Below are 25,681 nucleotides of genomic sequence, written 5' to 3' on the forward strand. Positions count from 1 at the left end.
AATTTAAGCTCGTCTTATCGCCCGGAACAGCTCGGAGGCGCCCCAGCCCGCGAAGATCGCAAGCGCCAGTGACATCAGCCCGTAAATCAGCGGTTGCTCCCGCGACAGGCTGTAGAGCCAGCGCTCCAGCCCGACCTTGTGCACGTCGATCACCGTCTCGTAGCTCGACACGATCCGCCCCTCGCGCGTGAGGAAAATGCGGGTCAGATAGCCGCCCTCGGTGAGATTCGCGGGCAGGCGAATCGACGTCCGGAACAGGGTTTCCTCGTCAAAGGCGATGCTGCTCTCGTTGATCGTGTAGCGCCCTTCTTCGAAGCGGATGCGTTTGAGTGCGTCGAGAAATTCCAGCGGCTCCTCCACGTCGTCGATCCAGCGCCACCCGCTGATCGCGCGGTCGAGCGAGACGCGCTCGCGCATGTCCTCGATCCGCAGAAGCGTGTCCTCGATGGGGCTCGTCGTCGCGATGGCAAAGAAGCTCGGTGCGCGACCCACCTCGACCGTGTCGGTGTTGATCCAGATGCCGAAGCGCCGCGATTTGCGCCGCACCGTAACCGGCGTGGAGGGGCCTTGCACCGAAATCACCACATCCATCGGATCTTCCGGCGCGGGCGCTTCGCGCTTGACCGCGCCGAAGATCAGGATGTCGGAGCCGTCGAAGGTGGTGGTGATCTGGACCCGGTCGCGGCTGAGCCCGAGCACGACCTGTTCGGCAAGCGCGGGCAGGGCGAGAAGGCCGAGGCCCAGCCCGAGGAGCCCCGCGCGTATCATTCCGGGGCCTCCCCAGCGGCCAGAGAGAAGAGCTCGGAGGGCTCCAGCAGAAGATCCAGCGCCAGCTTGCCGCAGACCACGAGCACAAGCGCCGCCAGCCCGATGCGGAGCTGTTCGGCCTTCAGCATCAGCCCGATCTGGGTGCCGAATTGGGCACCGACGACGCCGCCGATGAGCAGCAGGAGCGCCAGCACCACGTCCACGGTGAAGTTCGTCGTGGCGTGCAGCAAGGTGGTGAAGCCGGTCACGAAAATGATCTGGAACAGTGAGGTGCCGACCACGACCCGCGTCGGCATCCCAAGCAGGTATATCATCGCCGGAATCATGATGAACCCGCCGCCCACGCCCATGATCGACGAGAGCATTCCGACCAGAAAACCCACGAGCAGCACCGGGATCACCGAGATGTAGAGGCCCGAGACGCGGAAGCGCATCTTGATCGGAAGCGCGTGGGCCCAGGTGTGCTGGTGCAATTTTCGGCGCGGCGCACCGGGGCGATACACCCGCGAGCGGCGCAGGGCGCGCAGGCTCTCGACGAACATGAGCGCGCCGATCACGCCGAGGAAGATCACGTAGCACAGGTTGATCAGAAGATCGACTTGCCCCAATGATTTCAGGTAGTTAAAGATGAATACGCCGCCACCCGCGCCGGTCAGGCCGCCCACGAGCAGCATCATCCCCATCCTGAGGTCCACCGTCTTGCGCCGCAGATGCGCGAGCAGGCCCGAAACCGAGGAGGCGACGATCTGGTTGGCGCCGGTGGCCACGGCAACGGCCGGCGGGATGCCGATGAAGAAGAGCAGCGGCGTCAGCAGGAAGCCCCCGCCCACGCCGAACATTCCCGAAAGGATGCCGATCATCCCGCCCAGTCCGAGCAGCAGGTAGATATTGACCGAAACCTCGGCGACGGGAAGGTAGATCTGCATGGCTCCACATTGCGCCGCAGCGCGGCCAAAGGCAACGCGCGAGATTGGGGGAGGGAGCGTGCGGGCATAATGGTTAGCCATTACGCTAACTGTCTTGACGGGGCAGCGCGGAGGGCGCATGGTTAGTCATATGGCTAAGTATGATGACACCCTGTCCGCCTGTTTTACCGCGCTTGGTGATCCGACCCGGCGCGCAGTCCTAGACCGGCTGGCGCGCGGGCCGACGACTGTGAGCGAATTGGCAGCGGCGCATGACATGGCGCTGCCGTCCTTTCTGGCGCATCTACGCAAGCTGGAGGCGGCGGGGCTCATCACGACGGCCAAGACCGGGCGCACCCGTCGCTGCGCGCTCGCGCCCGGCGCGATCGCCCCTGTCCGCGACTGGCTCGACCAGCAGGCCCGCGTCTGGGAGGCGCGGCTGGATCGGTTCGAGGGCCATATCGCGAATCTCAAGGAGGAGGACGAGACATGAAACTCAATCCCGAAACGGACCTTCAGATCACGCGGAGTCTCAAGGCCCCGCGCGCGCTCTTGTGGCGCTGCTGGACCACGCCGGACCACCTCAAGGCGTTCTTCATGCCGGAGCCCCACCGGCTCGACGCCTGCGATGTTGATCTACGCCCGGGAGGGCGGTTCGACACGGTGCTGGTCGTCGATGGGGCCCGCATCGAGAACCGTGGCGTGTTTCTAGAGGTGGTGCCCGAGACGCGGCTGGTGTTCACCGATACCTACAGCGAGGGCTGGGCACCGGCGCCCGATCCCTTCATGACCGCGATCCTCGATTTCGCCGATGCGGGCGCGGGGGAGACGGCTTACACCGCCACCGTCCGGCACCGTTCCGCCGAGGCGCGACAAACCCATGAGGACATGGGGTTTTTCTCCGGCTGGGGCACCGTCGCGACGCAACTGGAGGCCTATGCGCGCTCTCAGATGTGACCTCACCCGTCGCGGAAATGGTCCTCTGCCTCCGACACAGTGATGCCGAGGGCGTCGAGCCCTGCCTCAAGGTGATCGGCAAGCTCGGGGATGCCGGCAAGGTAGTCCTCGGTCGGGGCGGTCGCTTCCTGCCGCGCATTGGCGAGCGCCTCCTCCCACTCGGCCGCGTCGAAACTGTCGCGCCCGATCCACAGGAGGGCCACGAGATTGGCCGCCTCGTCTTCATTGAGCCCCGAGACATAGTCGCTCAACTGCCGGCTGCCGGGGCCATACTCGCGAGCGAGGAAGATCACCCGGACGACCTTGTTTGTGCTGATCTCGATCATCCGCGTCCCTCCCTTGGGCTTCAGCCGACGGCCGCGTCGCCGCGCGCCTTGAGCAGGGCATAGACCTCATCCTTGAGCGCCATCCGCCGCTTGCGAAGTTCGGTCAGATGGGGATCGCTCATCGGCTCCACATCCGTCTCGCCGCGATGCACCAGCCGGTTGACCTCGTGGTACTCGTCAAACAGACGCGCGGCATGGGCGTCGTCCGATTTGAGACGGCTGAGCGCCTCGGCATGGTCGGGGAATTCGTCGGCGAGTGCGTGGGGGACGTGGGACATATGATGGACCTGGCTTCGGTTGCGTTGAGCGCACCGGGCACGGGATGGGGCGTGAGGCCACCCCGCCCGCCGGGGCAGGTCCCAGATTGTCTGAAGTCCGCAAGCCGGGCATTGATCTGGGTCAAACGGCGGTTTGACGCATCACCGCACCCGAAGGCGACCGCTTAGCGCTCCTTGACGTAGGCCTCACCACCCGCACGCGGCGGGATCGCCTTGCCGACAAACCCGGCGAGGATCACCACCGTGAGGATATAGGGCAGCGCGTCCATCACCTGCACCGGGATCACGAAGACGCCGAGGTCGATGTTTTGATAGCGCAGCGCGATGGCCTGCAGGAAGCCGAAGAGCAAGCAGGCGTAGAGCGCGTACCACGGGCGCCATTTGGCGAAGATGAGGGCGGCGAGGGCGATGTAGCCGCGCCCCGCGGTCATGTCCTTGACGAAGCCCGCCTGCAGGCCCGTGGCGAGATAGGCGCCCGCGATGCCGCAGAGCACGCCGCAGATCATGACCGCCGCATAGCGCAGCCCGACGACCGAAACGCCCGCCGTGTCCACCGCCTCGGGCGCTTCGCCCACCGCGCGCAGGCGCAGGCCGAACCGGGTGCGGAACAGGATCCACCACGTGAGCGGAACGGCCAGCAGCGAGACATAGACCAGGATCGTGTGGCCGGAGAGAAGCTCGGCGTAGATCGGGCCGATGATCGGTGTGCTCTCGACGGCGTCGGCGAAGGGCAGGGTGATCTGCTCGAACCGGCCGCGGCCGATGAGCGAGGGGGTGCGCCCGCCCTGGCTGAACCAGTCCTGGGCGATCAGGACGGTCATCCCGGCGGCGAGGAAGTTGATCGCGACGCCGGAGATAAGCTGGTTGCCGCGGAAGGTGATCGACGCGAGCCCGTGCAGCAGCGAGAGCAGGATGGAGGACGCGATCCCCGCCAGCAGGCCGAGCCAGACCGAGCCGGTGATCGCCGCGGTGGCCGCGGAGAAGAAGGCCGCGGCGAGCATCTTGCCCTCGAGCCCGATGTCGAAAATGCCCGCCCGTTCGGAGAAGAGCCCGGCGAGACAGGCCAGCAGAAGCGGCGTCGCGAGGCGGAGCGTGCTGTCGAGGATCTGGACGATGGTCAGCAGGTCCATGCGTCACCTTTTCTTTCGTTGCCGTGCAGGGCGGAGGGCTGTGTCATCGCGAGGATCCCCCGGCGGAGCTGCGGCGGAAGCGGACGAAGAGCTTCTCCAGCGGGATCCGCACCATGTTGTCCAGCGCCCCGGTGAAGAGGATGACAAGCGCTTGAATGACCACGATCAATTCGCGCGGAATGCTGGTCCAGAGGGCTAGTTCCGCGCCGCCCTGGTAGAGGAAGCCGAAGAGGATCGCGGCGAGCAGGATGCCGAACGGGTGGTTGCGGCCCATGAGCGCCACGGCGATGCCGATGAAGCCCGCGCCCTCTGTTGCGTTGAGCACAAGCCGTTCGGCCTCGCCCATCACGTTGTTGATGGCCATCAGACCGGCGAGACCGCCCGAGATCAGCATCGCGATGACGGTGATCCGCACCGGGTTGATCCCGGCGTATTTCGCCGCCGATTCCGATTTGCCGAAGGCGCGGATCTGGTAGCCGAGGCGCGTGCGCCAGATGAGCAGCCAGACGAGAAAACAGGCCAGAAGCGCAACCAGAAGGCTCACGTTCGCCGGCGCGGCCTTGGAAAATTCGATCCCGATCGGAGCGAGGAGCTCATGCAGTGTCGGGATATGGACGGCCTCGGAGAAGCGCGCGCTGGCGGGGTCCATGCTGCCCACCGGGCGCATCACGTTGACGAGGACATAGTTCAGCAACGCCGCGGCGATGAAGTTGAACATGATCGTCGTGATCACGATATGGCTGCCGCGCTTGGCTTGCAGGTAGGCGGGGATGAGGGCCCACATCGCGCCGAAGAGCGCGGAAAACCCGATCGCCGCGAGCAGCGCCAGCGACCAGTGCGGCCAGGGCAGCGCGAGGCAGATGATCGCCACGCCGAGCCCGCCGAGCGTCGCCTGACCCTCGCCGCCGATGTTGAAGAGGCTGGCGTGGAAGGCGACGGCGACCGCGAGGCCGGTGAAGATGAAATTCGTCGCGTAGTAGAGGGTATAGCCCCAGCCGTAGGTCGAGCCGAGCGCGCCGGAAACCATGAGCTTGACCGCCGCGATCGGATCTTCGCCGATGCCTATGATGACAAGCGCCGAGAGGATGGCGGCAAGCAACAGCGAGATGAGCGGGACGAGTATCGCATCGGCCCATGCCGGCATCTTATCCATGGATCGTCTCCTCCAGAGCTGGGGCGGCCCCGGTGGGCGCGTCGGTCACGCCGGCCATCAGCAGGCCAAGCTCGCGCTCGTTGGTATCGGCCGGCAGGCGCTCGCCCATGATCTGGCCGTCGAACATCACTGCGATCCGGTCCGAGAGCGACATGATCTCGTCAAGCTCGACACTCACCAACAGGATCGCCTTGCCCGCATCGCGCAGCGCGACGATCTGCTTGTGGATGAACTCGATCGCCCCGATGTCGACCCCGCGCGTCGGCTGTCCGACCAGAAGGATGTCCGGATTGCGCTCGATCTCGCGCGCGACGACGATCTTCTGCTGGTTGCCGCCGGAGAAATTCTTGGCCGCGGTCCAGCAGTTGGGGGGGCGGATATCGAAGCGCTCGATCTTGGCCTCGGTGTCCTTGCGCAGCGCCTCGTTGTCCATGAGGAAGCGGTTGGCCTGAAACTTCGGGTCGTGGTGATAGCCGAAACAGATGTTTTCCCAGGCGTGGAAATCCATGATCAGCCCCTCGTGCTGCCGGTCTTCGGGCACGTGGGCGATGCCGCGGGCGCGCCGCGACTGGCCATCGGAGTGTTTGCCGGTGATGTCGATCTCCTCGCCGCGCACGCGCACGGTGCCGGAGGTGGCCGGGATCATCCCGCCGAGCACTTCGAGAAGCTCCGACTGGCCGTTGCCCGAGACACCGGCGATGCCCAGAATCTCGCCCGCGCGGATGGTCAGGCCGATGCCCTTGAGCCGCTCCACACCCGCGTCATCGACGACGCGCAGCCCCTCGATTTCAAGGAATTTCTCGCCCGGGTTCGCCGGGGTCTTGTCGACGCGCAACAGCACCTTGCGGCCCACCATCATCTCGGCGAGCTGCTCGGGATTGGTGCCCGAGGTGCTGACGGTATCGGTCATCTCGCCGCGCCGCATGACGCTGACAGAATCGGTTATCTCCATGATTTCACGCAGCTTATGCGTGATCAGGATGATCGTCTTTCCCTCGGCGCGCAGGTTGTTGAGAATGCGGAAGAGGTGATCCGCTTCGGCCGGGGTGAGCACGCCGGTAGGCTCGTCGAGGATCAGGATATCGGCCTGACGGTAGAGCGCCTTGAGGATCTCGACCCTTTGCTGATGGCCAACGCTGAGGTCTTCGATCAGCGCATCGGGATCGACATTGAGCTCGTATTCCTCGGCCAGTTGCTTCAACACGCCGCGCGCCTTCTTGAGGCTGGGGCGGAGCAGCCGGCCCTCTTCGGCGCCCAGAACGATGTTCTCGAGCACCGTGAAATTCTTCACCAGTTTGAAATGCTGGAACACCATCCCGATGCCCGCCGCGATCGCGGCCTGGCTGTCGGGGATCTCTGTCTTGTGGCCGTTGATGAAAATCTCGCCCGCATCGGCCTTGTAGAAGCCGTAGAGGATCGACATGAGCGTGGATTTCCCCGCGCCGTTCTCGCCGATGATGCCGTGGATCGTGCCCGGCATGACGCGGATCGAGATGTCCTTGTTGGCCTGAACCGGCCCGAAGGATTTGGAGATGCCCTTGAGTTCAATGGCCGGCGCGGTCGCGCGGCTCTCGGTCGGGCTGGGCGAAGGAGCGGTGACAGGGGCGGTCATGGCTGGCCTCGGTATCGGGTTGCGCCGCTGATCGACCGGCTCGGCTCGCGGGTCACGGGATCGGCAAGACTGGGACGAAACGGGGCGGGACGGATGTATCCCGCCCCGCCCCGCTATCAGGGTATCAGAAATTGTAGGCCGGGCAGCTGTCGTTTTCGTAGTAGCTGGCCACGGAGATCTCGCCGTCGATGATCTGCTGGCGCGCCTCGTCCACAGCGGCCTTCATCTCGGGGGTGATGAGCGCTTCGTTGTGCTCGTCGAGCGCATAGCCCACGCCATCATCGGCAAGACCCAAGACAAAAACGCCGGTTTCGAGATTTTCGCCCGCTTTCAGCGCGTCATAGACGGCCACGTCCACGCGCTTGAGCATCGAGGTCAGGACTTTGCCCGAGTGCAGGTGGTTCTGGTTGCTGTCCACACCGATGGAGAGGATCCCCTCATCCGCGGCGGTCTGCAAGACGCCCACGCCGGTGCCGCCGGCCGCGGCAAAGACCACGTCCGCGCCCTGGCTGATCTGGGCCTTGGTGAGCTCGGAGCCCTTCACCGGGTCGTTCCAGGCTGCCGGGGTGGTCCCGGTCATGTTGGCGACGATCTTGACATCGGGGTCGGCCGCAAGGGCGCCCTGGGCGTAGCCGCAGCCGAAGTGACGGATGAGCGGGATGTCCATGCCGCCGACGAAGCCGACGGTGCCGGTCTCGGAGGCGAGGGCCGCCAGCATGCCGACGAGGTAGGAGCCTTCATGCTCGGCAAAGCCGACCTGGCGGATGTTGGGCGTGTCGAGCCAGGTGACATCCACGGCGAGGAACTTGGTGTCCGGGTAGTCGGGCGCGACGCTGCTGAGCGGATCGGCCATCGCGAAGCCCATGGTGATCACCGGGTTGGCGCCCGATTCCGCGAAGCGGCGCAGTGCCTGCTCGCGCTGAGCTTCGGACTGAAGCTCGATCTCGCGGAAGCTTTCACCGGTCTCCTCGGCCCAACGGGTCGCGCCTGCGAATGCGGCTTCGTTGAAGGATTTGTCGAACTTGCCGCCAAGATCGAAGATGATAGCAGGTTCGGCCAGCGCAGCACCGGCGCCAAGGGCGAGCGCGGCGGTGGTCGCGCCGAGGATGTTCTGAAGTCGGGTCATTAAGACACTCCCAATTAGACACAGACGCGGGTGGCGCGGGCTCGTTGATTGGCCCCCCAGCCCCGTCTTTGATAAGATCTCAGTCGATCGCCACAGATTAGGACGCAGGCCAGAGGGGGGGTCAATAGCTTTTTGCGAAATGCCAGTGTGTTGCGTGGCGGAAAACCGGAATGCCGCTAGGTCACGGACTTTTGCATGAGCGCCGCGTCGACGCGCGGGCCGCTGGGCCGGGCGTAATATCGAGGGCGCGTGCCGGTGGTTTGCCAGCCGTGGGCCGCGTAGAGGGCAAGCGCGGGACGGTTGTCGGCGGCGACTTCAAGGAAGAGCTGGCGCGCGCCCCGGGCGGCGGCCTCGGCTTCGAAGGCGGCGAGAAGGCGCGCGGCGTGTCCCCGGCGCTGATGCGCGGCGTCGGTGGCTATGAGCAGCAGTTCGGCCTCATCCGCTACTGCCCGGCTCAGTACGAAGGCGTGCGGCGCCGTGGCGGGGTCGGTGAGGGCAAAGACGTGGCGCGCGGCCAGAAGGGAGCGGAATTCCTCGGCGGACCAAAAGCGGTCGGGCCCCCGAGCCTTGGCGTGCAGAGCGGCGAGTTCGGCGGGATCCGGCGCGGTCATCCGCGGCTCAGGGCACGATGCGCGGAGCCGGATCGCGCGGCGGGGCGGCATCGGCGGGGCGCATGTAGACCGGCGCGGGCGCGGGGCCGGGCGCATCGAGACGCGCGGCCGCGAGCGCCGCGATCCGCCGGCCGATTTCGGCCGGTTCCGGCAGGCCGATGGCCGCATCCCCAAGCGCCTTGATCTCTGCCATGGGGACTTGCTCCGCGCTCTTGCCGGGATGTTGGAGGTAGGCCGCCTCCCGCGGGGCGGGAAGCCAGGCGGCGAGCGGGGCCTCGGCCCCAACGCGGGCCACGTCGAAGAGATCGACACCGATGGCGGGAATATCGAGCGCCAGCGCAAGGCCCCGCGCGGCCGAGACGGAAATCCGGATGCCGGTGAAATTCCCCGGCCCGGTCCCGACGCCGATCCCATCGAGATCCGCCCAAGTGCAACCCGCTTCTGCCAGCAACTCTTCAAGCAGCGGCATCAGCCGTTCGGCCTGACCGCGTTTCATCGGCTCGGCCCGGGAGGCGAGGCAGTCATCACCGCGCAGCAAAGCGGCCGCGCAATGCGCGGCCGATGTGTCGAAGCCGAGAAGGAGCGGCCCGGTCACAGGACGCCGACGGGGCGCACTTCGGTGACCTCGGGGATGTAGTGGCGCAGCAGGTTCTCGATGCCCATCTTGAGCGTGAGCGTTGAGGAGGGGCAGCCCGCGCAGGCGCCCTGCATGTGGAGGTAGACCACGCCGCGCTCAAACCCGTGGAAGGTGATGTCGCCGCCATCCTGCGCCACGGCGGGGCGCACGCGGCTGTCGAGCAATTCCTTGATCTGGCCCACGATTTCGGCGTCTTCGCCGTGGTGCTCCGCGTGACCGCTGCCCATCGCGGCATCGTCGGCCATGACCGGCTGGCCGGACTGGTAATGCTCCATGATCGCGCCGAGGACCGATGGCTTGATGTGATCCCACTCGATCTGATCGGCCTTGGTCACGGTGATGAAATCACTGCCGAAGAACACGCCGGCAACGCCCTCGACCGCGAAGATGCGCGTGGCGAGCGGCGAGGCGCCGGCCCCTTCGGGCGCGGGGAAATCGGCCGTCCCCTGCGCGAGCACGGGCTTTCCGGGAAGGAACTTCAGGGTCGACGGGTTCGGCGTGGATTCGGTCTGAATGAACATCGTGCACCTCTGTTTTGCCTTGCGGATATGCGCGGGCCCGCGCGCCCTGTCAAGGTTTAGAACCATTCTAAACATGTATACACCAGCTCGCGCCGTTGCGAAAGGGGCCTCTGGCCAGGCCCAATGCTGCGGGCCCGAAAAAGGGCCGGACGCATGGCGCACTCTCGATGCTGCGCTTTGCACGAGATTGCGTGCTGTTGTGCCACAATGTTGCGCATAGCGTGTGGCGGGATCTGCCTTTAGCGCATAACGTGTAATTTCTTCTGGAAAAACGAGAATTTGGCAAAACTCTGACGGGATCGCTTGCCTTGAAGCGGGTTTCAAGCATACTTATCAACCAGCCTATATCGGCCAGTTTATATTAAGGAATTTATATTTTGCGTATTTTGCTACTTGCTGTTTCGATGGCCCTCTTGGCCAGTTTCGCGACCGCAGCGCCGGTGTATTTCATGGGGACACATTCTTTCACCAATCCCGATGGGACCCCAGGTGAGCGGACACTCACCGGCACATTTTTTTCAAACTCGGTGTTGGCCCCAGGGATGGCGTTTGATCAAGTTGGGAACCGAATGTCATCCGGCCCACCTGCGTGTGAATATACCTACGGCGATTGGCAAATTGCGCGCCGCTCCAGAATTTCCAGATTGGTCAATTATGTTGTACGTCCTTGCGATTCTCTGACTGCGCCAATCGAAACATTCGACATAACAGGCGCTACACCGGAACAAATCACGGCGTACAATGACGCGTGGCGAGCAGGTGAAATCCCTGACCCCCGCGTCTATTTTGCCGACCTGTCCCTCGCCGAGGAAACAGCGCCATTCATCGGGGTCCAATATGGGTTCAGAGGGTGCGGTCGTTTCGCCCCCACCTTTGCACAAATGCACGGTGAAGTGCGGTACTTTACAGACAGCTTCGACATGCAGTGCGATGACGATCCAAGTATCATTGTGAATTCCCTCGCGCGCGCCTCTGGCGTGTTCACTGTCACACATGCTTCATTCGACACACCGTTCAGCCTCTCGGCCTCGCCTGACGTGGTTCCATTGCCCGCTGGCTTGCCCCTTGCCTTGACGGCTCTGGGCGGGTTCGCTCTGGTCCGTCGCCGCAGCGTAGGCTGACGTTGCGCGCCGCTGGTCGGCGTTGCTGATTGCGCCCGAGGGGTGTGGCGCCGAGCGAAGCGCCCGTTTGACGCGCACTTCAGAACTTCAACGCCGTCGCGGTGGCGGTGTCGCAGACAAGTTGAGGGGCCGGTCGCATGACCAGCCCCTGTCTTGCGTGATATCGATACCGATCAGTTGCGGTTGATGTCGACTTCCTGAGTGGCGAGAACCTGATCGCCGGATTTCAGGATCGCGATCACGTCGCCCAGCGGCTCTTCACCGATGCGGACTTTGACCTGCGTGTTGGCGCCGGCGTGGACGGTTTCGGTGCCGAGCAGATCGCCCACTTCACCAAGGCGGAAATCGCGGATTTCCACAACGGCGTCAGAGTCGGCGGTCACGCTGTCGAAGGTGACGTAGGATTTGCCGGACTGGGCGCCTTCATAGGAGAAGAAGCTGGTGTCTGCGGTTGCGATCGATGCGGAGGCAACGAGGGCGGCGAGCGAAGCGGTGATGATGGAGCGTTTCATTTGTGAGTTCCTTTACAGTCTGTTTTCTCGGTTGTTTCAGGGTGGTCAGTGCCGCCCCTTGTCGATGAATTTGGGGGCAAATGCCGCTGTGCCAAGAGCCGCTCGCGTCACATCAATGCGCTACGTTTGTGAGCGGCGGAGGCCTTGAAATCCGAAAAAGACGCAGCGTAATGACGCTCTGCGCGCGGGTGGACCGACTTGGTGCGGCAAAGCGCAGAACCCGGCCCGCCGGCTCACGGTCGCGTGATCGGTCCCGTGATCGGGCCAATCTTGAACGGGTGATTTTTTCTCGAAATCAGGTGATGGCTTCGAGCTTGTCCTTGCTCATGTCGCCGGGAACGATCGTGATCGGGATCGGAAGGGTGCCGGCGGACTTGACGAGCTGGGTCACAAGCGGGCCTGGGCCCCCTTTTCCGGTGCCCGCGCCGAGCACGAGGACGCCGATCTGCGGATCCTCGTTCACCTGGGCGAAGATCTCGTGCACCGGCTCGCCTTCGCGGATGACCAGCCGGGGTTCGATCCCCTGCCGGTCGCGCATCCACTTGGCGAAGACCTCGAAATGGACCTCGATCCGCTCGCGGGCCTCTTCGCGCATGATGTCGCCCACGCCGATCCAGTGGTTGAACTCTTCGGGTGGGATGATCGAGAGGACCTCGACGCCGCCGCCGGTCCTGGCCGCGCGCATCGCCGCGAAGCGGATCGCGTTGAGGCATTCCCTGCTGTCATCGAGCACCACCAGGAACTTGCGCATGTTCGTGCCTCCCCCTTGCGGGGGGATCATGCCCGCTCGGCGGTCCGGACGCAACGTTCCTCGGGGGCAACATGTGAAAGGCCCCCGGCCTTGGGGGGACCGGGGGCGAAAGTCGCGCTGAATGCATTCGTTGGAAATACGAACTGCGCCTCACGTCGCGCAGCCCGTTCATAGCGCGCCAGTGAGTCAGATTCGTGACAGGGCCGATACGGTTTTCTGAACGCGCGAGCTCAGGCGCCGACGAAGCCCACGCAGTCGTAGGTTTGCTTCAGGATCGGCGCGGCGATCTCGCGGGCCCGTGTGGCGCCCGCCTGAAGCACCCGGTCGATCTCGGCCGTATCGGCCAGAAGCCGGCGCATCTCGGTGGTGATGGGCGACAGCTCGGTCACGGCAAGATCCACGAGCATCGGCTTGAACTCCCCGAACTGCTTGCCGCCCAGCTCCGCCAGCGCAGTCTCGACCGATTGGTTGGACAGCGCGGCATAGATATTGACGAGGTTGCGCGCCTCGGGCCGGTCCTTCAGCCCCTCCGCCTCCGAGGGCAAGGCGTCGGGATCGGTCTTGGCCTTGCGGATCTTGCGGGCGATCGCTTCGGCGTCGTCGCTCATGTTGATCCGGCTGGCATCGGAGGCATCGGACTTCGACATCTTCTTGGATCCATCGCGCAGGCTCATGATCCGCGTGCCCGCGCCCTGAATGACCGGCTCGGTCATCGGGAAAAGCTCGGTGCCGAAGTCATGGTTGAACTTGGCCGCGATATCGCGCGTGAGCTCCACATGCTGCTTCTGGTCCTCGCCCACGGGCACATGCGTCGCCTGATAGAGCAGGATGTCGGCCGCCATCAGCGCGGGGTAGGCATAGAGCCCGAGCGAGGCTTTCTCGGCGTTCTTGCCGGCCTTGTCCTTGAACTGGGTCATCCGGTTCATCCAGCCCATCCGCGCCACGCAGTTGAAAACCCAGGCGAGCTGGGAGTGTTCGGGGACGGCCGATTGGTTGAAGAGGATCGCTTTTTTCGGGTCGAGCCCGGCGGCGATGTAGAAGGCGGCAAGCTCGCGCGTGCGGTCCCGGAGCTCGGCCGGATCCTGCCAGACGGTGATCGCGTGCTGATCGACGACGCAATAGAGCGTCTGGTCGAACTCATGCTGCATCGCCACGAACCGGCGCACGGCGCCGAGGTAGTTGCCAAGCGTCAGACCGCCCGAGGGCTTGATGCCGGAAAACACCCGCGGTGTGAACTGGCGGGCAGGTCCTTCGCTGGCGGGGGCGGCATCGGACATCGGGAAACTCCGTCTGGATATTGGCGTGCGGGTGGCTTATCCCTGCGCCCCAATGCCGTCAAGCGAGGGGACCCGATGAGCGCGCATGATCCCAGCCCGGTGAACCCGCTGCCGCCGATCGTCGCGGCGCTGTTTCTCTTCATCGCGGGCATAGAGCTTGTGTTGTCACTGGCCGATCGCGGCCTTGTCGGCGGGGCCTCGGGCGTGGGCTGGCGGCTCGGCGCGATGCAGCGCTACGGGTTTTCCAACGAGTGGATGGACCTGATGCTCCTGCGCCAGAGCTGGGGCCTCGACGGGCTGAAACGGCTCGTGACCTACGCCTTTGTTCACGTCAGCTTCACACAGGCGCTCTTCGTCGGCGTCTTCGTCCTCGCGCTCGGGAAATTCGTGGGTGAGCTCTTCCATCCGCTCGCGGTGCTGGCGGTGTTCGTCCTGTCGGCGATCGGCGGCGCGCTGATCTTCTGGCTGCTTGGGCCGGCGGAGGGCTGGCTCATCGGCGGCTTCCCCTCGGCCTACGGGCTCATCGGCGCCTTCACCTTCCTGCTCTGGCTGCGCGCCGGGGCGCTTGGCCAATCCCAGCTCGCGGCCTTCCGGCTGATCGGTATCCTGATGGCGATTCAACTGGCCTTTGGGCTGCTCTTTGGCGGCAATCCCGATTGGATCGGCGACGTGGGCGGGTTCGTCACGGGCTTCGCGGTCTCGGTCTTTGTCGTGCCCGGCGGGTTCGCGCGGATCCTCGACAAGCTGCGGCAGCGGTGAGTCAGCGGCGGAGCGCGCGTTTGAGCTCGCCCAGCGGCAGCCCGCCGAGACTGTGCGCCGCGAGGAAGTAGCTCACCATCCCGCAGGCGATCAGCGCAACGAGGCCGAGATAGCGCCATCCCGGCGCCGCCAGCATCGGCCCGAGCAACAGGTTGGCGACCCAAAGCACCCCGCCCATGATCACCGCCGCGCCGCAGATCCGCAGGACGCGGCGGCGGAACCGGTCATCGAACCGGGCGACCTCGCCCATGGGGCGCGCGCCGGTGAGGAGCAGGACCAGCATGACCCAACCGGCGAGGGTTGTCGCGATGGCCGGGGCGAACCAGCCGAGCACCGGCGCGAGGCCGATGGCCAGGGCGGCGTTGACGATCATCGAGACCAGCGCATAGCGGAACGGGCGTCGCGTATCCTCGCGCGCGAAGAACAGCGGCTGGACGACCTTTTGCAGCACGAAGGCGGGCAGGCCGAGCCCGTAGATCGCGACCGCGAGCGCAATGGCCGCGCTGTCGTCGGCGGTGGTCGCGCCGCGCTGGAACAGCACCGAGACCAGAGGCAACGGGATCACGACAAGCGCCACGGCGGCGGGAATGGTCAGCGCGAGGGAAATCTCGCCCGCGCGGGAATAGGCCATGCGCCCGCCGGCGTCATCGCCCGCCTTGAGCCGGCGCGACAGGTCCGGCAGGAGCACGATCCCGACCGCGATGCCCACCACGCCGAGCGGAAGCTGATAGAGGCGGTCGGCGGCGTAGAGCCAGCCCACGGCCTTGTCGAAATAGGAGGCGACCTGCTGGCCGACGAGGAGGTTGACCTGCACCACCCCGCCCGCGAGCGCGGCGGGGATGGCGATGCGGATCAGCTTGCGCAGCTCGGGCGTCATGCGCGGGCGGGCGAGCCGCACCGGAAAGCCCGCCTTTGCCGCCGCCCACCACACCAGCGCGAGCTGGGCCGCGCCCGCCACCGGGATCCCCCAGATGAGCGCGCCGGCCACCGGCCCGCCGAGCCAGTAGGCGCCGAACATCGCCCCGATCAGCACCACGTTGAGCAGCACCGGCGCGGCGGCGGCGGCGGCGAAGCGCCCGGTGGCATTCAGCACGCCCGACAGCAGGGCGGCGAGCGAGATGAAGAGCACGTAGGGAAAGGCGATGCGCCCGAAGGCCACGGCGATGTCGAACTCCGGCTCGCCTCGGAACCCCGAGGCGAGCACGAGGATCGCCCATGGCATCGCCAGCTGGACCAGCAGCATCAGCACCAGCAGCACCGAGGCGAGCCCGGCAAAAGCCTCCTGCGCGAAGGCGCGCGCGTCCTCTCCCGCTTCGACCTTTTTGGAGAAGAGCGGCACGAAGGCCATGTTGAACGCGCCCTCGGCGAAGAAGCGGCGGAACATGTTGGGCAGACGGAAAGCGACCACATAGGCCTCGTAGAGCGGGCCCACCCCGAGAAAGGCGAGGATCATCGCATCGCGCAGAAAGCCAAGCACGCGCGACATCAGCGTCCAGCCGCCGACGGTAAAGATGCCCGACATCAGGCGGATGGGTTTCATGGCCCGAGGCGCTCCCGGCGGCGGCTCATGACAGCGCCCTCTTGGTGCCCTGTTCGATGGCGGTGCGCAGCTTGCGCTCAAGCGATTTCTGCTTGGAAAGGCTTTGGAACTTCAGGCCGAACATGTCCTTGACGTAGAAGGTATCCACCGCCTGCGCGCCATAGGTCGCGATGACCGCGGAGGAGATGTAGACATTGGCCTCGGACAGTGTCCGGGTGAGATCGTAGAGCAGGCCGGGGCGGTCGCGGGTGTCGACCTCGATCAGGGTGAAGATGTCCGAGCCATCGTTGTCGAAGGTGATCGACGTGGGGACGCGGAAGGCCTTCTCGCGCTTCTTGAGCTTGTCCTTGGACTTGATCGCCTCGCGCGCCACGACCTCGCCCCGCAGCGTCTTGTGGATCATCTGCGTCAGGCGCGGCAGACGGTCGGCCTCATAGGAGGTCTGGTCGCCGTCCTGGATCCAGAAGGCGGCGGTCGCATAGCCGTCCTTGGTGGTATAGGTGCGCGCGTCGACCACATTGGCCCCCACGAGCGCCAGCGCCCCGGCGATCCGCGAGAAGATGCCCGGGTGATCCTCCATCACGAAACAGGCGCGCGTTGCGTCGCGGTCCTCGTCGATCTGCAGATCGATCGCGACCTTGCCTTCCGTCACCTCGCGCAGCAGCCGGGCAAAGACCACATGCGCGGTCACGTGCAGACCCTGCCAGTAGGGTGGATAATGCCGCCCGGTTTCGGCCCGCAACTCGCGCGCGGACCAGTCGGACAGCGCCGCGCGCAGGTTGCGCTTGGCTTCGGAGCCGCGCTGCTCGCGGTTGAGCGCCTCCAGCCCGCCATCCATTGCCCGCCGCGTCTGGCGGTAGAGCGCGCGCAGCAGCGCCGCCTTCCAGTTGTTCCAGACATTCGGCCCGACGCCGCGAATATCGCAGACCGTGAGCACGCAGAGCAGGTCCAGCCGTTCCTTCGTCTGGACCGCCTTGGCGAAATCGCGCACGGTGCGCGGATCGGCAATGTCGCGTTTCTGGGCCATGTCCGACATCAGCAGATGATAGCGCACAAGCCACTCGACGGTTTCGGCCTCCTTGGGCTTGAGCCCGAGCCGGGGCGCGACCTTGCGCGCGATCTGGGCGCCGAGGACCGAGTGATCCTCCTCCCGGCCCTTGCCGATGTCGTGCAGCAGCAGCGCGGTGTAGATGATCTTGCGGTTGACGCCCTCGTTGAGGATCGAGGAGGCGACGGGAAGCTCTTCGACCAGATCGCCGTGTTCGATCTCGGAGAGCACCTTGATGCACTGGATCGTGTGTTCGTCCACGGTGTAGCTGTGATACATGTTGAACTGCATCATCGCCACGATGGGCTCGAATTCGGGCAGGAAGGCGGAGAGCAGGCCGAGCTCGTTCATCCGCCGCAGCGCGCGTTCGGGGTTGCCGTATTTCAGCAGCGTGTCGAAGAAGATCCGGTTGGCCTCGGGCCGGCGGCGCAGCTCGTCGTTGAAGAGCGCGAGGTTGGCGGGCACGAGGCGCATCGCGTCGGGGTGGATCAGCAGGCCAGTGCGCAGCGCCTCCTGAAACAGGCGCAGCAGGTTGATCGGATCGCTCAGGAACTCGTCCTCGTCGGCGATGCTGAGCCGCCCGGTCACCACCCGAAAGCCCTTGCGCAGGCGCGGCGTGCGGCGGAAGAACCGGCGCAGCATCGGCGCCACACTGATGTTTTCCGCCTCCAGCTTGGCAAGGAAGATCCGCGTCAGATCACCCACAGACGTCGCATGGCGGAAGTAGTCCTGCATGAAATGCTCGACCGCGCGGCGCCCGCCGTGGTCGGAATAATCCATCCGTGCCGCGACCTCGACCTGCAGATCGAAGGTGAGCTGTTCGGTGGGCCGGCCGGTGATCAGATGCATGTGGCAGCGCGTCGCCCAGAGGAACTCCGACGCCCGGGCAAAGACCGCGAACTCCTCGTCGGTGAAGAGCCCGAGCCCGACCAGCTCGCCCGCATCCTGCACCCCGTGGAGGTATTTCGCGATCCAGTAGAGCGACTGGAGATCGCGCAACCCTCCCTTGCCCTCCTTGACGTTGGGCTCGACCATGTAGCGCTGGCCTTGTTTCTCGTGGCGGCTGTCGCGTTCGGCAAGCTTGGCCTCGGTGAATTCCCGCTCGCTGCCCTGAAAGAGATCGTTGAACAGCCTGTCGTGAAGCTTGCCGGCGAGCACGGCATCGCCCGCGAGGAACCGGTGTTCGAGCATCGCGGTGCGGATGGTCATGTCCTCGGCGCCGAGCCGGAGGCAATCGCGGATCGTGCGCGTCGCGTGGCCGACCTTCAGGTGCAGGTCCCACAGCACGTAGAGCATGGATTCGACCACCGCCTCGGCCCAGGGCGTGGTCTTGTAGGGCGTGAGGAACAGCAGGTCGACATCGGAGTAGGGCGCCATCTCGCCCCGCCCCGAGCCCCCGACGGCAAGGACCGAGAGCCGCTCGCCCTCGGTCGGGTTGGAGAGCGGGTGGAGGTGGCGCTTGACCGCGTGCAGCGCGGTGACGACGATGCAATCGGTGAGCCAGGAATAGGCGCGCGTGGTGGGGCGGGCGTCGAAGGGCCGGGCGGTGAAGGCCTCCTCGATCAGCGCCATTCCCGCCTTGCGCCGGGCGAGCAGGAGCCGGACCAGCGCGCCGCGAAAGGCGGACGCCTCGTCATGGGTGCGCGCCAGATCCTCGATCTCGGCATAGACCGCATCGGTATCAAACAACCGCTCCGGCGCCACGATGAGCGGCGCCGACGGCGGAAGGGGGCGATCTGACGGGGTGTGGCGGGCGGCGGCCGGTTCAGAAACCGGCGCCACCGAAGGTGCTTGGCGCGGGGTCAAGGACGATTACCTGTTGATCGCGGATCTGGGCGACTGCGAGCGCGCGCCGGTTGGTGCCATTGGGCAGAAGGCGGAAGGCGCCCGTCGAGCCGGCAAAGCCGCGCGCGCGGGTGATGGATGCGGTGCTGAACGCATCGCCGCCGCTTGCGATGAGCGAGGCCACGGCCGAAACGCCGTCATAGCCAAGCCCGGCGAGCGGGTGCGGCAAGGCGCCGTAGGCGGTGGCGTAGCTCGAATTCCACCGCGAGCTCGCGTCCTGATCGGGAATGGCGAAGATCCCGCCCTCCGCACCGGGCAGATCGCCGATCTGCGGCGAGGCGTTCCAGCGGGTCAGCCCGACATATTGGGTCGTGGCCGGATCGACGCCCGCTTCGGGCAGGAAGGTCAGCAGGAAGGGCAGGTCGGTGGCGACATCGGCGGTCATGAACACCGCCTGCGCGTTGTTGGCGCTCACCGCCGCGCGCACCCGCGGGCCCGCCGCCATGATGCCGCTCTGGCTCAGCTCATAGCCCACCGAAGCGACAACCGTGCCGCCGTTGGCCTGCACCGCCGAGCCGATTGCGGCATTGCCGATGAGCCCGGTCGGCGCGCTGGCGCTGTCGGCATAGACGCTCACGTAGCGGTTGATGCCTTGGGTGCTCAGATAGCCCGCCAGACGGTCGGCGGTGTTGGTGAAGGTGTTGCCAAGCAGGAAGACGTTGCCGCCGGCGTATTCGACGTTGTTGGAGAAGGTCAGGACCTTGACGCCCGAGCCCGCGAGCGCGACCCCCGCGGCATTGGCCGCCGCGCCGAAGAGCGGGCCGATCACGATCTTGGCGCCATCATCCACCGCCTGAAGCGCCTGCTGCGCCGCCCGTTCGGGATCGCCCGCCGTGTCATAGACGCGCAGGTCGATCTTCGCGTCGCTCTGGGAAGCCACCGCCAGTCGCGCCGCGTTTTCCAGACCCTGAGCCACCGACGCCGCGCCGGAATGGCTCTTGGGCACAAGCAGCGCAACCGTGACCGTCTCGGCCGGATCGATGCTAGGCCCAAACGCGCCGCCCCCCGCCAGCGGGAAGGCCCCGGGATCACAGGCCGCCACGGCAAGCGCCGAAAGCACGATTGCGCCGCGCGAAAGCCGGTTGCGGATTGAGCGAAGGAACGCGAACATGGTACTGACTATCCCCTGATCTGTCGCAGGCGCCTTGCGGGCCCGCCTGGTTAGTGGGGACTATAGCGGACAGCGGAGGCGGGTCCAGTGTGGAATGAGGATTCGCGGCCGCTCGCCGCCGGGCTGTATCTGGTCTCCGTCCCGATCGGAACGGCGCGGGATATCACCTTGCGCGCGCTTGATACCCTGGCCAAGGCCGATGTGCTGGCGGCCGAGGATACCCGCTCGCTGCGGCGTCTGATGGAAATCCACGGCGTCAAGCTCGGCGACCGCCGCGTCATCGCCTATCACGACCGCAGCGGCCCCCAGATCCGCGACCGGCTTCTGGCCGAAGTCACCGCCGGGAAAAGCGTGGCCTATGCCTCCGAGGCCGGCACGCCGCTGGTCGCCGATCCCGGCTTCCAACTCGTGCGCGCCGCGCGGCTGGCCGATCTGCCGGTCACCGGCGCGCCGGGCCCCTCGGCGGCCATCGCGGCGCTGGCCATCGCCGGGCTGCCCACCGATCGGTTTCTCTTCGTGGGTTTCCTGCCCAACGCCGAAAAGGCCCGGCAGACGGAGCTTGAGGCGCTTGCCGAGATCCCCGCCACGCTGGTGTTCTACGAATCCCCCAAACGGGTGGCCGCGATGCTGCGCGATGCGGCGGCGGTGCTGGGGCCTGCGCGCGAGGCGGCGGTCTGCCGCGAGTTGACGAAACGCTTCGAGGACGTGCGCCGCGCGCCGCTGGGTGAGCTTGCCGACGCGTTCGCGGGCGAGACGACCAAGGGCGAGATCGTGGTCCTCATCGGGCGCGGCGAAGCGGCGGAGGCCAACGCGGCGGATATCGCCAGCGCGCTGGAGGCGGCGCTGGCCACCATGTCGGTACGCGATGCCGCCGATACGGTCGCCACGGCCTTCGGCCACAAGCGCCGCGAAGTCTACCAGATGGCGCTGGAGCTGTCGAAGTGAGCCGCCGGATCACCGGCGCGCGCGGCCAGCTTGCGGGGGCCGCGGCGGAGCAGAGCGTGCTGCGGCATTACCTCGCGGCTGGCCATTCAGAGCTTGCCCGCAACTGGCGCGGGGAGGCCGGCGAGATCGACCTGATCCTCGCGCGCGGCGAGGAGGTGATTTTCGTCGAGGTCAAGGCATCGCGCAGCTTCGCCGCCGCCGCGACCCGCCTCCGGCCCGCGCAATTCGCCCGGATTCAGGCCGCCGCCGAGGAGTTTCTCGCCACCCGCCCGCGCGGCGCGCTGACGCCGATGCGGATCGATCTGGCCCTCGTCGACGCGGCCGGCGCGGTCGAGGTGGTTGAAAACCTCGGGCTGTGATCAAACCTCATATCCGTTGCACCCGGCCGAGGCTTGGGCCATGAAGATCGGGGCCGCCGACGGCCCGCGGGAAAGGGAATAGAATGACGCTCAAGGTCGCAATCCAGATGGACCCGATCGGGCCGATCGACATCAACGCCGACAGCACGTTTCGCATCGCCGAAGAGGCGCAGGCGCGCGGGCATGAGCTCTTCTACTACACGCCCGACAAGCTCGCTTTCCGCGACGGGCGCGTCACCGCGCGCGGCTGGCCGCTGACCGTGCGCCGCGTGGTTGGCGATCATTTCGAGCTTGGACAGGAGCAGGAGATCGACCTTGCCGACTGGGACGTGGTCTGGCTCCGGCAGGACCCGCCCTTCGACATGTTCTACATCACCACGACCCACCTGTTGCAGCGCGTCACGCCGGGCACGCTGGTGGTCAACGATCCATTCTGGGTCCGCAACTACCCCGAAAAACTGCTGGTGCTCGATTTCCCCGAGTTGACCCCGCCCACCACCATCGCCCGCGATCTCGACACCATCCGCGCCTTCAAGGCCGAGCATCAGGACGTCATCCTCAAGCCGCTCTACGGCAATGGCGGGGCCGGGGTGTTCCGGCTTGATGCCAATGACCGGAACCTGTCGTCGCTGCACGAGCTGTTCACCGGGTTCTCGCGCGAGCCGCTGATTGTCCAGAAGTTCCTGCCGGACGTGTCGAACGGCGACAAGCGGGTGATCCTCGTCGATGGCGAGCCGGTGGGCGCGATCAACCGTGTGCCGCAAAAGGGCGAGACGCGCTCCAACATGCATGTGGGCGGGCGGGCCGAGAAGATCGGCCTGACGGACCGCGACCGCGAGATTTGCGCCGCCATCGGGCCGCTCCTGCGCGAGAAGGGCCAGATTTTCGTCGGGATCGACGTGATCGGCGACTACCTCACCGAAATCAACGTGACCTCGCCGACCGGGTTGCAGGAACTGGAGCGCTTCGACGGGGTGAACGTCACCGGCAAGATCTGGGACGCCATCGAAGCGCGCCGCGCATGAGCTGGCAGCGCCCTTTGCTGAACCGGTGGCTCCGCCTGACGGAGCGCCCGGTTCTGGCCAAGGGCGCGCCGGAGACCGTGCGGCGCAATCTGGAGACCAAGTCCCGGCTGTTCTTCCGCCCGCCGCGCGCAGCGGAGGTGCGGCGCGAGACGGTGGGCGGCGTTCCGGCGCTTGTGGTGGGCGCTGAGCGGCCCGGCGCCGGGCCGCGGATTCTCTACCTGCACGGCGGCGGCTATGTTTTCGGCTCGGCCCGGACGCATCACGGCTTGCTCGGCAAGATCTCGCAGATGACCGGGCTGGAGGCCGTCCTGCCCGATTACCGCCTCGCGCCGGAGCATCCGTTTCCGGCCGCCTTTGACGATGCGCTGGCGGCCTATCGCGCGATGGCGGCGGCGCCCGGCGGGGTGATCATCGGCGGCGACAGCGCGGGCGGCGGTCTGGCGCTGGCGCTGCTGGCCGAGATCCTGCGCCAAGGCCTGCCCAAGCCGCTCGGCGTGTTTGCGTTTTCTCCGCTCACGGACATGACGTTTTCCGGCAGGAGCTTCAGCGAGAACGCGGCGCGGGACGTGATGCTGCCCGCCGCGCGCGCCTCGGAAATGGGGGAGATGTACCTGGGCGATGCCGATCCGCGCGACCCCAGGGCCTCGCCGCTCCATGCAGGGTTCAACGGCGCGCCGCCGGTCTGGCTCACGGTGGGGCGCACCGAGATCCTGCGCGACGATACGCTGCGCATGGCCGAGACCCTGCGGGCCGAGGGGGTCGAGGTCGATGAGATCATCGAGGGCGATCTGCCCCATGTCTGGCCGATCTTTCACAGCTACCTGCCCGAAGCGCGGGCGACGCTGCGCCACCTCGCCGCGTGGATCAGGCCGCTTGCGACGACAGCGGCGCCTCGGCCAGACGAAAGCTGATCGCCTCGGCCACGTGGGGCCGCCGGACCGCCTCGCTGCCGGCCAGATCGGCGATGGTCCGCGCCACGCGTAGCACCCGGTGATACCCCCGTGCCGAGAGGCTGAACTGCCCGGCGACGCGGGTCAGAAGCTCCCGCCCTTCGGCATCCGGCGCGGCGATCTGCTCCAGCAGCTCACCCTCGGCATCGGCATTCGTCCGCATGCCCGCAGCGTCCGCAAAGCGCGCATCCTGCCGCGCCCGGGCCTTGGCCACGCGCGCCGCCACCGTGGCGGACGGCTCGCCGCTGGCGGGCAGGTCGAGGTTTGAAAATGCCACCGGGGGCACATCGATGCGCAGATCGAACCGATCCATCAGCGGGCCGGAAATACGCCCGAGGTAATCTTCGCCGCAGTTTGGCACCCGGGCGCAGGCGCGCGCAGGATCGCTCATGTAGCCGCATTTGCAGGGATTGGCCGCGGCCATCAGCAAAAACCGGCAGGGATAGCGCACATGGGCATTGGCCCGCGCGATCATCACCTCGCCGGTCTCGATTGGCTGGCGCAGGGTTTCGAGCACCTGACGGGGGAACTCGGGGAATTCATCGAGAAAGAGCACGCCGTTGTGGGCAAGGCTGATCTCGCCCGGCTGGGCCGTCCGGCCGCCGCCGATGATCGCGGCTTGGCTGGCGGTGTGATGCGGCTCCCGGAAAGGCCGCGTGCGCGAGATGCCGCCCTCTTCGAGCAGCCCCGCGACCGAATGGATCATCGACGTCTCCAGCGCCTCGGTGGCGGTCAGCGGCGGCAGGATCCCCGGCATCCGCGCGGCGAGCATGGATTTGCCGCTTCCGGGCGTGCCGATCATGATCATGTGGTGGCGGCCCGCGGCGGCGATTTCCATCGCCCGCTTGGCCCGTTCCTGACCCTTTACATCGCGCAGATCGCGGAACTTGGCCTCGGAGGTCACCTCGCCCGGCTCGGCCGGCGCAAGCGGCGCGCGGCCCGAATAGTGGCCCACAACCTCGCCCAGCGTGCGCGCACCGATCACGGTGCAGGCCCCGACCCAGGCCGCTTCGGGCGCGGAGGCGCGGGGGCAAAGCAGGTGGCGGTCTTCCTCGGCGGCGGCCATCGCGGCGGGCAGGGCGCCGATCACCGGGACGATCGTGCCGTCCAGCGACAGCTCCCCGAGCGCGACGAGCTCCTCGGTCGCGTCCTGGGGGATGATCTCCAGCGCGGCGAGCAGCGCCACGGCGATGGGCAGGTCGAAGTGGCTGCCGATCTTGGGCAGGTCGGCGGGCGAGAGGTTGATCGTGATCCGGCGGGAGGGCAGGGCGATGCCCATCGAGGCCAGCGCCGCGCGGACGCGGTCCCGCGCCTCCGAGACCGCCTTGTCGGGCAGCCCGACGATGGCAAAGGCCGGCAGGCCGGGCGTGACGGCGCATTGCACCTCCACCATGCGGGCCTCGACCCCTTCGAATGCGACGGTACAGGCGCGCGCGACCATGACGGGTTCTCCGGATGTTCCGGCCCGGACCCTAGCGCGCCAAAGGTTACCGGGGGGTGAAGGCGCTCTCAGACCGGCGCGGGCCAGTCCCGCAGGGGCCAGTCGCGGGCGTAGAACGGCTGATCGGGCCCGTCGGTCAGGCTCTGGGCCCGCCAGTCGCGGAAGCACGGCTCGGTGAGATGCGCGAAAACATACTCCGCGCCGGCCTCGTCGATCGGCAGGTTATACCCCGCGATCCGCGCCGCCACCGGGGCAAAGAAGGCATCGGCCACGGAATACGCCCCGCAGAGCCATGGCCCGTCGCCGCCGAAGTCGGCCCGCGCCCGCGCCCAGAGGTCCGTCAGCCGGGCCACGTCCCGCAACACCGCGTCGGGCGGGGAGCAGTCGGCAAAGCTCACCCGCAGGTTCATCGGGCAATAGTCGCGCAGCGCGCCAAACCCCGAATGCATCGCCGCCGCGAGCGTCCGCGCCATTGCCCGCGCCCGAGGATCGGCGGGCCAATGCCCGGCGCCGGGATGGCGAGTGGCGAGCTCTTCGGCGATGGCGAGGCTGTCCCAGATCACCAGATCGTCGATCTTCAGCGCCGGGACCGTCTCGGCCGGCGCGAATTCGGCGAGCATCTCGCCAAAGGCCGGATCATAGAGCCGGCCGAACCGATACTCCGCCGTCAGCCCGAATTTCTCGAACAAAAGCCAGCCGCGCAGCGACCACGAGGAATAGGCGCGATCGCCAAGGGCGAGAAGGTAGCGGGCCATCGGCGGCTCCTGATCTGTCATGTATCCGGTTGAAAACACCTTATTTCCAAGAGCATGCGCGGGTAAAATGAATAATTGAGGCCACCTCCACAACGAAACGTGAAGCTACCCGGCGAAAAAAACACGCTATGAATAGTGAACCGATGCCGGCGTTCAAGCGTAGTCCTATCGAGTTTTTCAAGATCGTATCATTGAAATAGCGATCCGGCTTCAGGGAG

The 25,681-nt window shown here is 66.4% G+C and carries 27 protein-coding genes; 8 read left to right on the plus strand and 19 right to left on the minus strand.

All coding sequences use genetic code 11. The features are described 5' to 3' along the window. Positions 1 to 3: 3 nt before the first annotated feature. A complete protein-coding gene (locus BM353_RS08485; protein WP_092079316.1) occupies positions 4 to 768 on the minus strand; it encodes a TIGR02186 family protein in 765 nt (254 codons plus the stop codon). Continuing rightward, positions 765 to 1,694 (minus strand): sulfite exporter TauE/SafE family protein, encoded by a 930-nt coding sequence (locus BM353_RS08490; RefSeq protein ID WP_092079319.1) that lies wholly within the window; start codon positions 1,692 to 1,694, stop codon positions 765 to 767. Before BM353_RS08490 ends, BM353_RS08485 begins: the two co-directional genes overlap by 4 nt. 130 nt (positions 1,695 to 1,824) lie before the next feature. Between BM353_RS08490 and BM353_RS08495 the strand changes: the two genes are divergently transcribed. Both BM353_RS08495 and BM353_RS08500 read left to right on the plus strand, forming a co-directional pair. Next, the gene (locus BM353_RS08495) at positions 1,825 to 2,166 is read left to right on the plus strand and encodes an ArsR/SmtB family transcription factor (RefSeq protein ID WP_092079322.1); all 342 of its coding nucleotides are present in this window, start codon (positions 1,825 to 1,827) and stop codon (positions 2,164 to 2,166) included. Beyond that, positions 2,163 to 2,630 carry an SRPBCC family protein gene (locus tag BM353_RS08500; RefSeq protein ID WP_092079325.1) on the plus strand — a complete coding sequence of 156 codons (468 nt, stop codon included), beginning with the start codon at positions 2,163 to 2,165 and terminating at the stop codon, positions 2,628 to 2,630. The genes BM353_RS08495 and BM353_RS08500 overlap by 4 nt, the downstream gene beginning before the upstream one ends. 2 nt (positions 2,631 to 2,632) lie before the next feature. Here the strand turns inward: BM353_RS08500 and BM353_RS08505 are convergent, their stop codons facing one another. From BM353_RS08505 to BM353_RS08545, 9 genes are all read right to left on the minus strand, one after another. Continuing rightward, positions 2,633 to 2,956 carry a DUF3775 domain-containing protein gene (locus BM353_RS08505; RefSeq protein WP_092079328.1) on the minus strand — a complete coding sequence of 108 codons (324 nt, stop codon included), beginning with the start codon at positions 2,954 to 2,956 and terminating at the stop codon, positions 2,633 to 2,635. 20 nt (positions 2,957 to 2,976) lie between these two features. Then, complete coding sequence (locus BM353_RS08510; RefSeq protein WP_092079330.1) at positions 2,977 to 3,234, minus strand: HP1242/YdcH family protein; 258 nt, start codon at positions 3,232 to 3,234, stop codon at positions 2,977 to 2,979. 164 nt (positions 3,235 to 3,398) lie between these two features. Further along, positions 3,399 to 4,364, minus strand: a complete 966-nt coding sequence (locus BM353_RS08515) for an ABC transporter permease (RefSeq protein WP_092079333.1) — start codon at positions 4,362 to 4,364, stop codon at positions 3,399 to 3,401. Positions 4,365 to 4,407: 43 nt separating this feature from the next. Next, the gene (locus tag BM353_RS08520; RefSeq protein WP_092079336.1) at positions 4,408 to 5,517 is read right to left on the minus strand and encodes an ABC transporter permease; all 1,110 of its coding nucleotides are present in this window, start codon (positions 5,515 to 5,517) and stop codon (positions 4,408 to 4,410) included. Beyond that, a complete protein-coding gene (locus tag BM353_RS08525; protein ID WP_092079339.1) occupies positions 5,510 to 7,129 on the minus strand; it encodes an ABC transporter ATP-binding protein in 1,620 nt (539 codons plus the stop codon). Before BM353_RS08525 ends, BM353_RS08520 begins: the two co-directional genes overlap by 8 nt. Before the next feature lie 124 nt (positions 7,130 to 7,253). Then, complete coding sequence (locus tag BM353_RS08530; protein ID WP_092079341.1) at positions 7,254 to 8,255, minus strand: BMP family lipoprotein; 1,002 nt, start codon at positions 8,253 to 8,255, stop codon at positions 7,254 to 7,256. A gap of 176 nt (positions 8,256 to 8,431) precedes the next feature. Then, on the minus strand, positions 8,432 to 8,866 hold the full coding sequence (locus tag BM353_RS08535) for a GNAT family N-acetyltransferase (RefSeq protein ID WP_092079344.1): 435 nt from the start codon (positions 8,864 to 8,866) through the stop codon (positions 8,432 to 8,434). A 7-nt stretch (positions 8,867 to 8,873) separates the two neighbouring features. Beyond that, positions 8,874 to 9,461 carry a tRNA (adenosine(37)-N6)-threonylcarbamoyltransferase complex dimerization subunit type 1 TsaB gene (gene tsaB / locus BM353_RS08540; RefSeq protein ID WP_092079347.1) on the minus strand — a complete coding sequence of 196 codons (588 nt, stop codon included), beginning with the start codon at positions 9,459 to 9,461 and terminating at the stop codon, positions 8,874 to 8,876. Beyond that, positions 9,458 to 10,024, minus strand: a complete 567-nt coding sequence (locus tag BM353_RS08545) for a NifU family protein (RefSeq protein ID WP_092079350.1) — start codon at positions 10,022 to 10,024, stop codon at positions 9,458 to 9,460. The genes tsaB and BM353_RS08545 overlap by 4 nt, the downstream gene beginning before the upstream one ends. A gap of 377 nt (positions 10,025 to 10,401) precedes the next feature. Between BM353_RS08545 and BM353_RS16620 the strand changes: the two genes are divergently transcribed. Beyond that, entirely contained in the window at positions 10,402 to 11,145 is a 744-nt protein-coding gene (locus BM353_RS16620; protein ID WP_143104130.1) for a VPLPA-CTERM sorting domain-containing protein, read from the plus strand. A gap of 173 nt (positions 11,146 to 11,318) precedes the next feature. Here the strand turns inward: BM353_RS16620 and BM353_RS08555 are convergent, their stop codons facing one another. From BM353_RS08555 to trpS, 3 genes are all read right to left on the minus strand, one after another. Next, positions 11,319 to 11,657 carry a hypothetical protein gene (locus BM353_RS08555; protein WP_092079357.1) on the minus strand — a complete coding sequence of 113 codons (339 nt, stop codon included), beginning with the start codon at positions 11,655 to 11,657 and terminating at the stop codon, positions 11,319 to 11,321. A gap of 295 nt (positions 11,658 to 11,952) precedes the next feature. Further along, entirely contained in the window at positions 11,953 to 12,408 is a 456-nt protein-coding gene (locus BM353_RS08560) for a universal stress protein (RefSeq protein WP_092079359.1), read from the minus strand. A 230-nt stretch (positions 12,409 to 12,638) separates the two neighbouring features. Continuing rightward, positions 12,639 to 13,685: a tryptophan--tRNA ligase gene (trpS, locus tag BM353_RS08565; RefSeq protein WP_092079361.1), complete on the minus strand. Its 1,047-nt coding sequence runs from the start codon at positions 13,683 to 13,685 to the stop codon at positions 12,639 to 12,641. A 75-nt stretch (positions 13,686 to 13,760) separates the two neighbouring features. Between trpS and BM353_RS08570 the strand changes: the two genes are divergently transcribed. Beyond that, positions 13,761 to 14,444: a rhomboid family intramembrane serine protease gene (locus BM353_RS08570; RefSeq protein ID WP_092079365.1), complete on the plus strand. Its 684-nt coding sequence runs from the start codon at positions 13,761 to 13,763 to the stop codon at positions 14,442 to 14,444. Between the two features lies 1 nt (position 14,445). Here BM353_RS08570 and murJ read toward each other — a convergent pair whose 3' ends face one another. The 3 genes from murJ to BM353_RS08585 are packed head-to-tail and all read right to left on the minus strand — an operon-like array spanning position 14,446 to position 19,988. Further along, positions 14,446 to 15,984: a murein biosynthesis integral membrane protein MurJ gene (gene murJ, locus BM353_RS08575; RefSeq protein ID WP_092079368.1), complete on the minus strand. Its 1,539-nt coding sequence runs from the start codon at positions 15,982 to 15,984 to the stop codon at positions 14,446 to 14,448. Positions 15,985 to 16,009: 25 nt separating this feature from the next. Next, the gene (locus BM353_RS08580; protein ID WP_092079371.1) at positions 16,010 to 18,838 is read right to left on the minus strand and encodes a [protein-PII] uridylyltransferase; all 2,829 of its coding nucleotides are present in this window, start codon (positions 18,836 to 18,838) and stop codon (positions 16,010 to 16,012) included. Next, positions 18,798 to 19,988, minus strand: coding sequence for a penicillin-binding protein activator (locus BM353_RS08585; protein ID WP_092079374.1), 1,191 nt, complete (start codon positions 19,986 to 19,988; stop codon positions 18,798 to 18,800). The genes BM353_RS08580 and BM353_RS08585 overlap by 41 nt, the downstream gene beginning before the upstream one ends. A gap of 87 nt (positions 19,989 to 20,075) precedes the next feature. Between BM353_RS08585 and rsmI the strand changes: the two genes are divergently transcribed. From rsmI to BM353_RS08605, 4 genes are all read left to right on the plus strand, one after another. After that, positions 20,076 to 20,933, plus strand: coding sequence for a 16S rRNA (cytidine(1402)-2'-O)-methyltransferase (gene rsmI, locus BM353_RS08590; protein ID WP_245759606.1), 858 nt, complete (start codon positions 20,076 to 20,078; stop codon positions 20,931 to 20,933). Continuing rightward, the gene (locus BM353_RS08595; protein WP_245759607.1) at positions 20,930 to 21,292 is read left to right on the plus strand and encodes a YraN family protein; all 363 of its coding nucleotides are present in this window, start codon (positions 20,930 to 20,932) and stop codon (positions 21,290 to 21,292) included. Before rsmI ends, BM353_RS08595 begins: the two co-directional genes overlap by 4 nt. Positions 21,293 to 21,375: 83 nt before the next feature. Then, the gene (gene gshB, locus BM353_RS08600) at positions 21,376 to 22,317 is read left to right on the plus strand and encodes a glutathione synthase (protein WP_092079377.1); all 942 of its coding nucleotides are present in this window, start codon (positions 21,376 to 21,378) and stop codon (positions 22,315 to 22,317) included. After that, positions 22,314 to 23,228 carry an alpha/beta hydrolase gene (locus tag BM353_RS08605; protein ID WP_092079380.1) on the plus strand — a complete coding sequence of 305 codons (915 nt, stop codon included), beginning with the start codon at positions 22,314 to 22,316 and terminating at the stop codon, positions 23,226 to 23,228. Before gshB ends, BM353_RS08605 begins: the two co-directional genes overlap by 4 nt. On the opposite strand, the gene BM353_RS08610 is transcribed toward BM353_RS08605, so the two are convergent. Further along, the gene (locus BM353_RS08610; protein ID WP_092079383.1) at positions 23,182 to 24,708 is read right to left on the minus strand and encodes a YifB family Mg chelatase-like AAA ATPase; all 1,527 of its coding nucleotides are present in this window, start codon (positions 24,706 to 24,708) and stop codon (positions 23,182 to 23,184) included. The genes BM353_RS08605 and BM353_RS08610 overlap by 47 nt on opposite strands. A gap of 68 nt (positions 24,709 to 24,776) precedes the next feature. Beyond that, the gene (locus BM353_RS08615; protein ID WP_092079987.1) at positions 24,777 to 25,463 is read right to left on the minus strand and encodes a glutathione S-transferase; all 687 of its coding nucleotides are present in this window, start codon (positions 25,461 to 25,463) and stop codon (positions 24,777 to 24,779) included. Positions 25,464 to 25,681 lie beyond the last annotated feature (218 nt).

Origin of the sequence: Poseidonocella sedimentorum, assembly GCF_900116005.1 — a bacterium.
In the GTDB taxonomy this organism is placed as follows: Bacteria; Pseudomonadota; Alphaproteobacteria; order Rhodobacterales; family Rhodobacteraceae; genus Poseidonocella; species Poseidonocella sedimentorum.

Coding starts and splice junctions, on each gene's coding strand:
- BM353_RS08615 (WP_092079987.1), bottom strand. CDS start 25,463: ATGGCCCGCTACCTTCTCGCCCTTGGCGATCGCGCCTATTCCTCGTGG.
- BM353_RS08525 (WP_092079339.1), bottom strand. CDS start 7,129: ATGACCGCCCCTGTCACCGCTCCTTCGCCCAGCCCGACCGAGAGCCGC.
- BM353_RS08570 (WP_092079365.1), top strand. CDS start 13,761: ATGAGCGCGCATGATCCCAGCCCGGTGAACCCGCTGCCGCCGATCGTC.
- BM353_RS08495 (WP_092079322.1), top strand. CDS start 1,825: ATGGCTAAGTATGATGACACCCTGTCCGCCTGTTTTACCGCGCTTGGT.
- BM353_RS08515 (WP_092079333.1), bottom strand. CDS start 4,364: ATGGACCTGCTGACCATCGTCCAGATCCTCGACAGCACGCTCCGCCTC.
- BM353_RS08485 (WP_092079316.1), bottom strand. CDS start 768: ATGATACGCGCGGGGCTCCTCGGGCTGGGCCTCGGCCTTCTCGCCCTG.
- BM353_RS08520 (WP_092079336.1), bottom strand. CDS start 5,517: ATGGATAAGATGCCGGCATGGGCCGATGCGATACTCGTCCCGCTCATC.
- BM353_RS08560 (WP_092079359.1), bottom strand. CDS start 12,408: ATGCGCAAGTTCCTGGTGGTGCTCGATGACAGCAGGGAATGCCTCAAC.
- BM353_RS08610 (WP_092079383.1), bottom strand. CDS start 24,708: ATGGTCGCGCGCGCCTGTACCGTCGCATTCGAAGGGGTCGAGGCCCGC.
- BM353_RS08490 (WP_092079319.1), bottom strand. CDS start 1,694: ATGCAGATCTACCTTCCCGTCGCCGAGGTTTCGGTCAATATCTACCTG.
- BM353_RS08605 (WP_092079380.1), top strand. CDS start 22,314: ATGAGCTGGCAGCGCCCTTTGCTGAACCGGTGGCTCCGCCTGACGGAG.
- BM353_RS08545 (WP_092079350.1), bottom strand. CDS start 10,024: ATGTTCATTCAGACCGAATCCACGCCGAACCCGTCGACCCTGAAGTTC.
- BM353_RS08555 (WP_092079357.1), bottom strand. CDS start 11,657: ATGAAACGCTCCATCATCACCGCTTCGCTCGCCGCCCTCGTTGCCTCC.
- trpS (WP_092079361.1), bottom strand. CDS start 13,685: ATGTCCGATGCCGCCCCCGCCAGCGAAGGACCTGCCCGCCAGTTCACA.
- BM353_RS08585 (WP_092079374.1), bottom strand. CDS start 19,988: ATGTTCGCGTTCCTTCGCTCAATCCGCAACCGGCTTTCGCGCGGCGCA.
- BM353_RS08530 (WP_092079341.1), bottom strand. CDS start 8,255: ATGACCCGACTTCAGAACATCCTCGGCGCGACCACCGCCGCGCTCGCC.
- BM353_RS08500 (WP_092079325.1), top strand. CDS start 2,163: ATGAAACTCAATCCCGAAACGGACCTTCAGATCACGCGGAGTCTCAAG.
- murJ (WP_092079368.1), bottom strand. CDS start 15,984: ATGAAACCCATCCGCCTGATGTCGGGCATCTTTACCGTCGGCGGCTGG.
- BM353_RS08505 (WP_092079328.1), bottom strand. CDS start 2,956: ATGATCGAGATCAGCACAAACAAGGTCGTCCGGGTGATCTTCCTCGCT.
- BM353_RS08535 (WP_092079344.1), bottom strand. CDS start 8,866: ATGACCGCGCCGGATCCCGCCGAACTCGCCGCTCTGCACGCCAAGGCT.
- gshB (WP_092079377.1), top strand. CDS start 21,376: ATGACGCTCAAGGTCGCAATCCAGATGGACCCGATCGGGCCGATCGAC.
- BM353_RS08510 (WP_092079330.1), bottom strand. CDS start 3,234: ATGTCCCACGTCCCCCACGCACTCGCCGACGAATTCCCCGACCATGCC.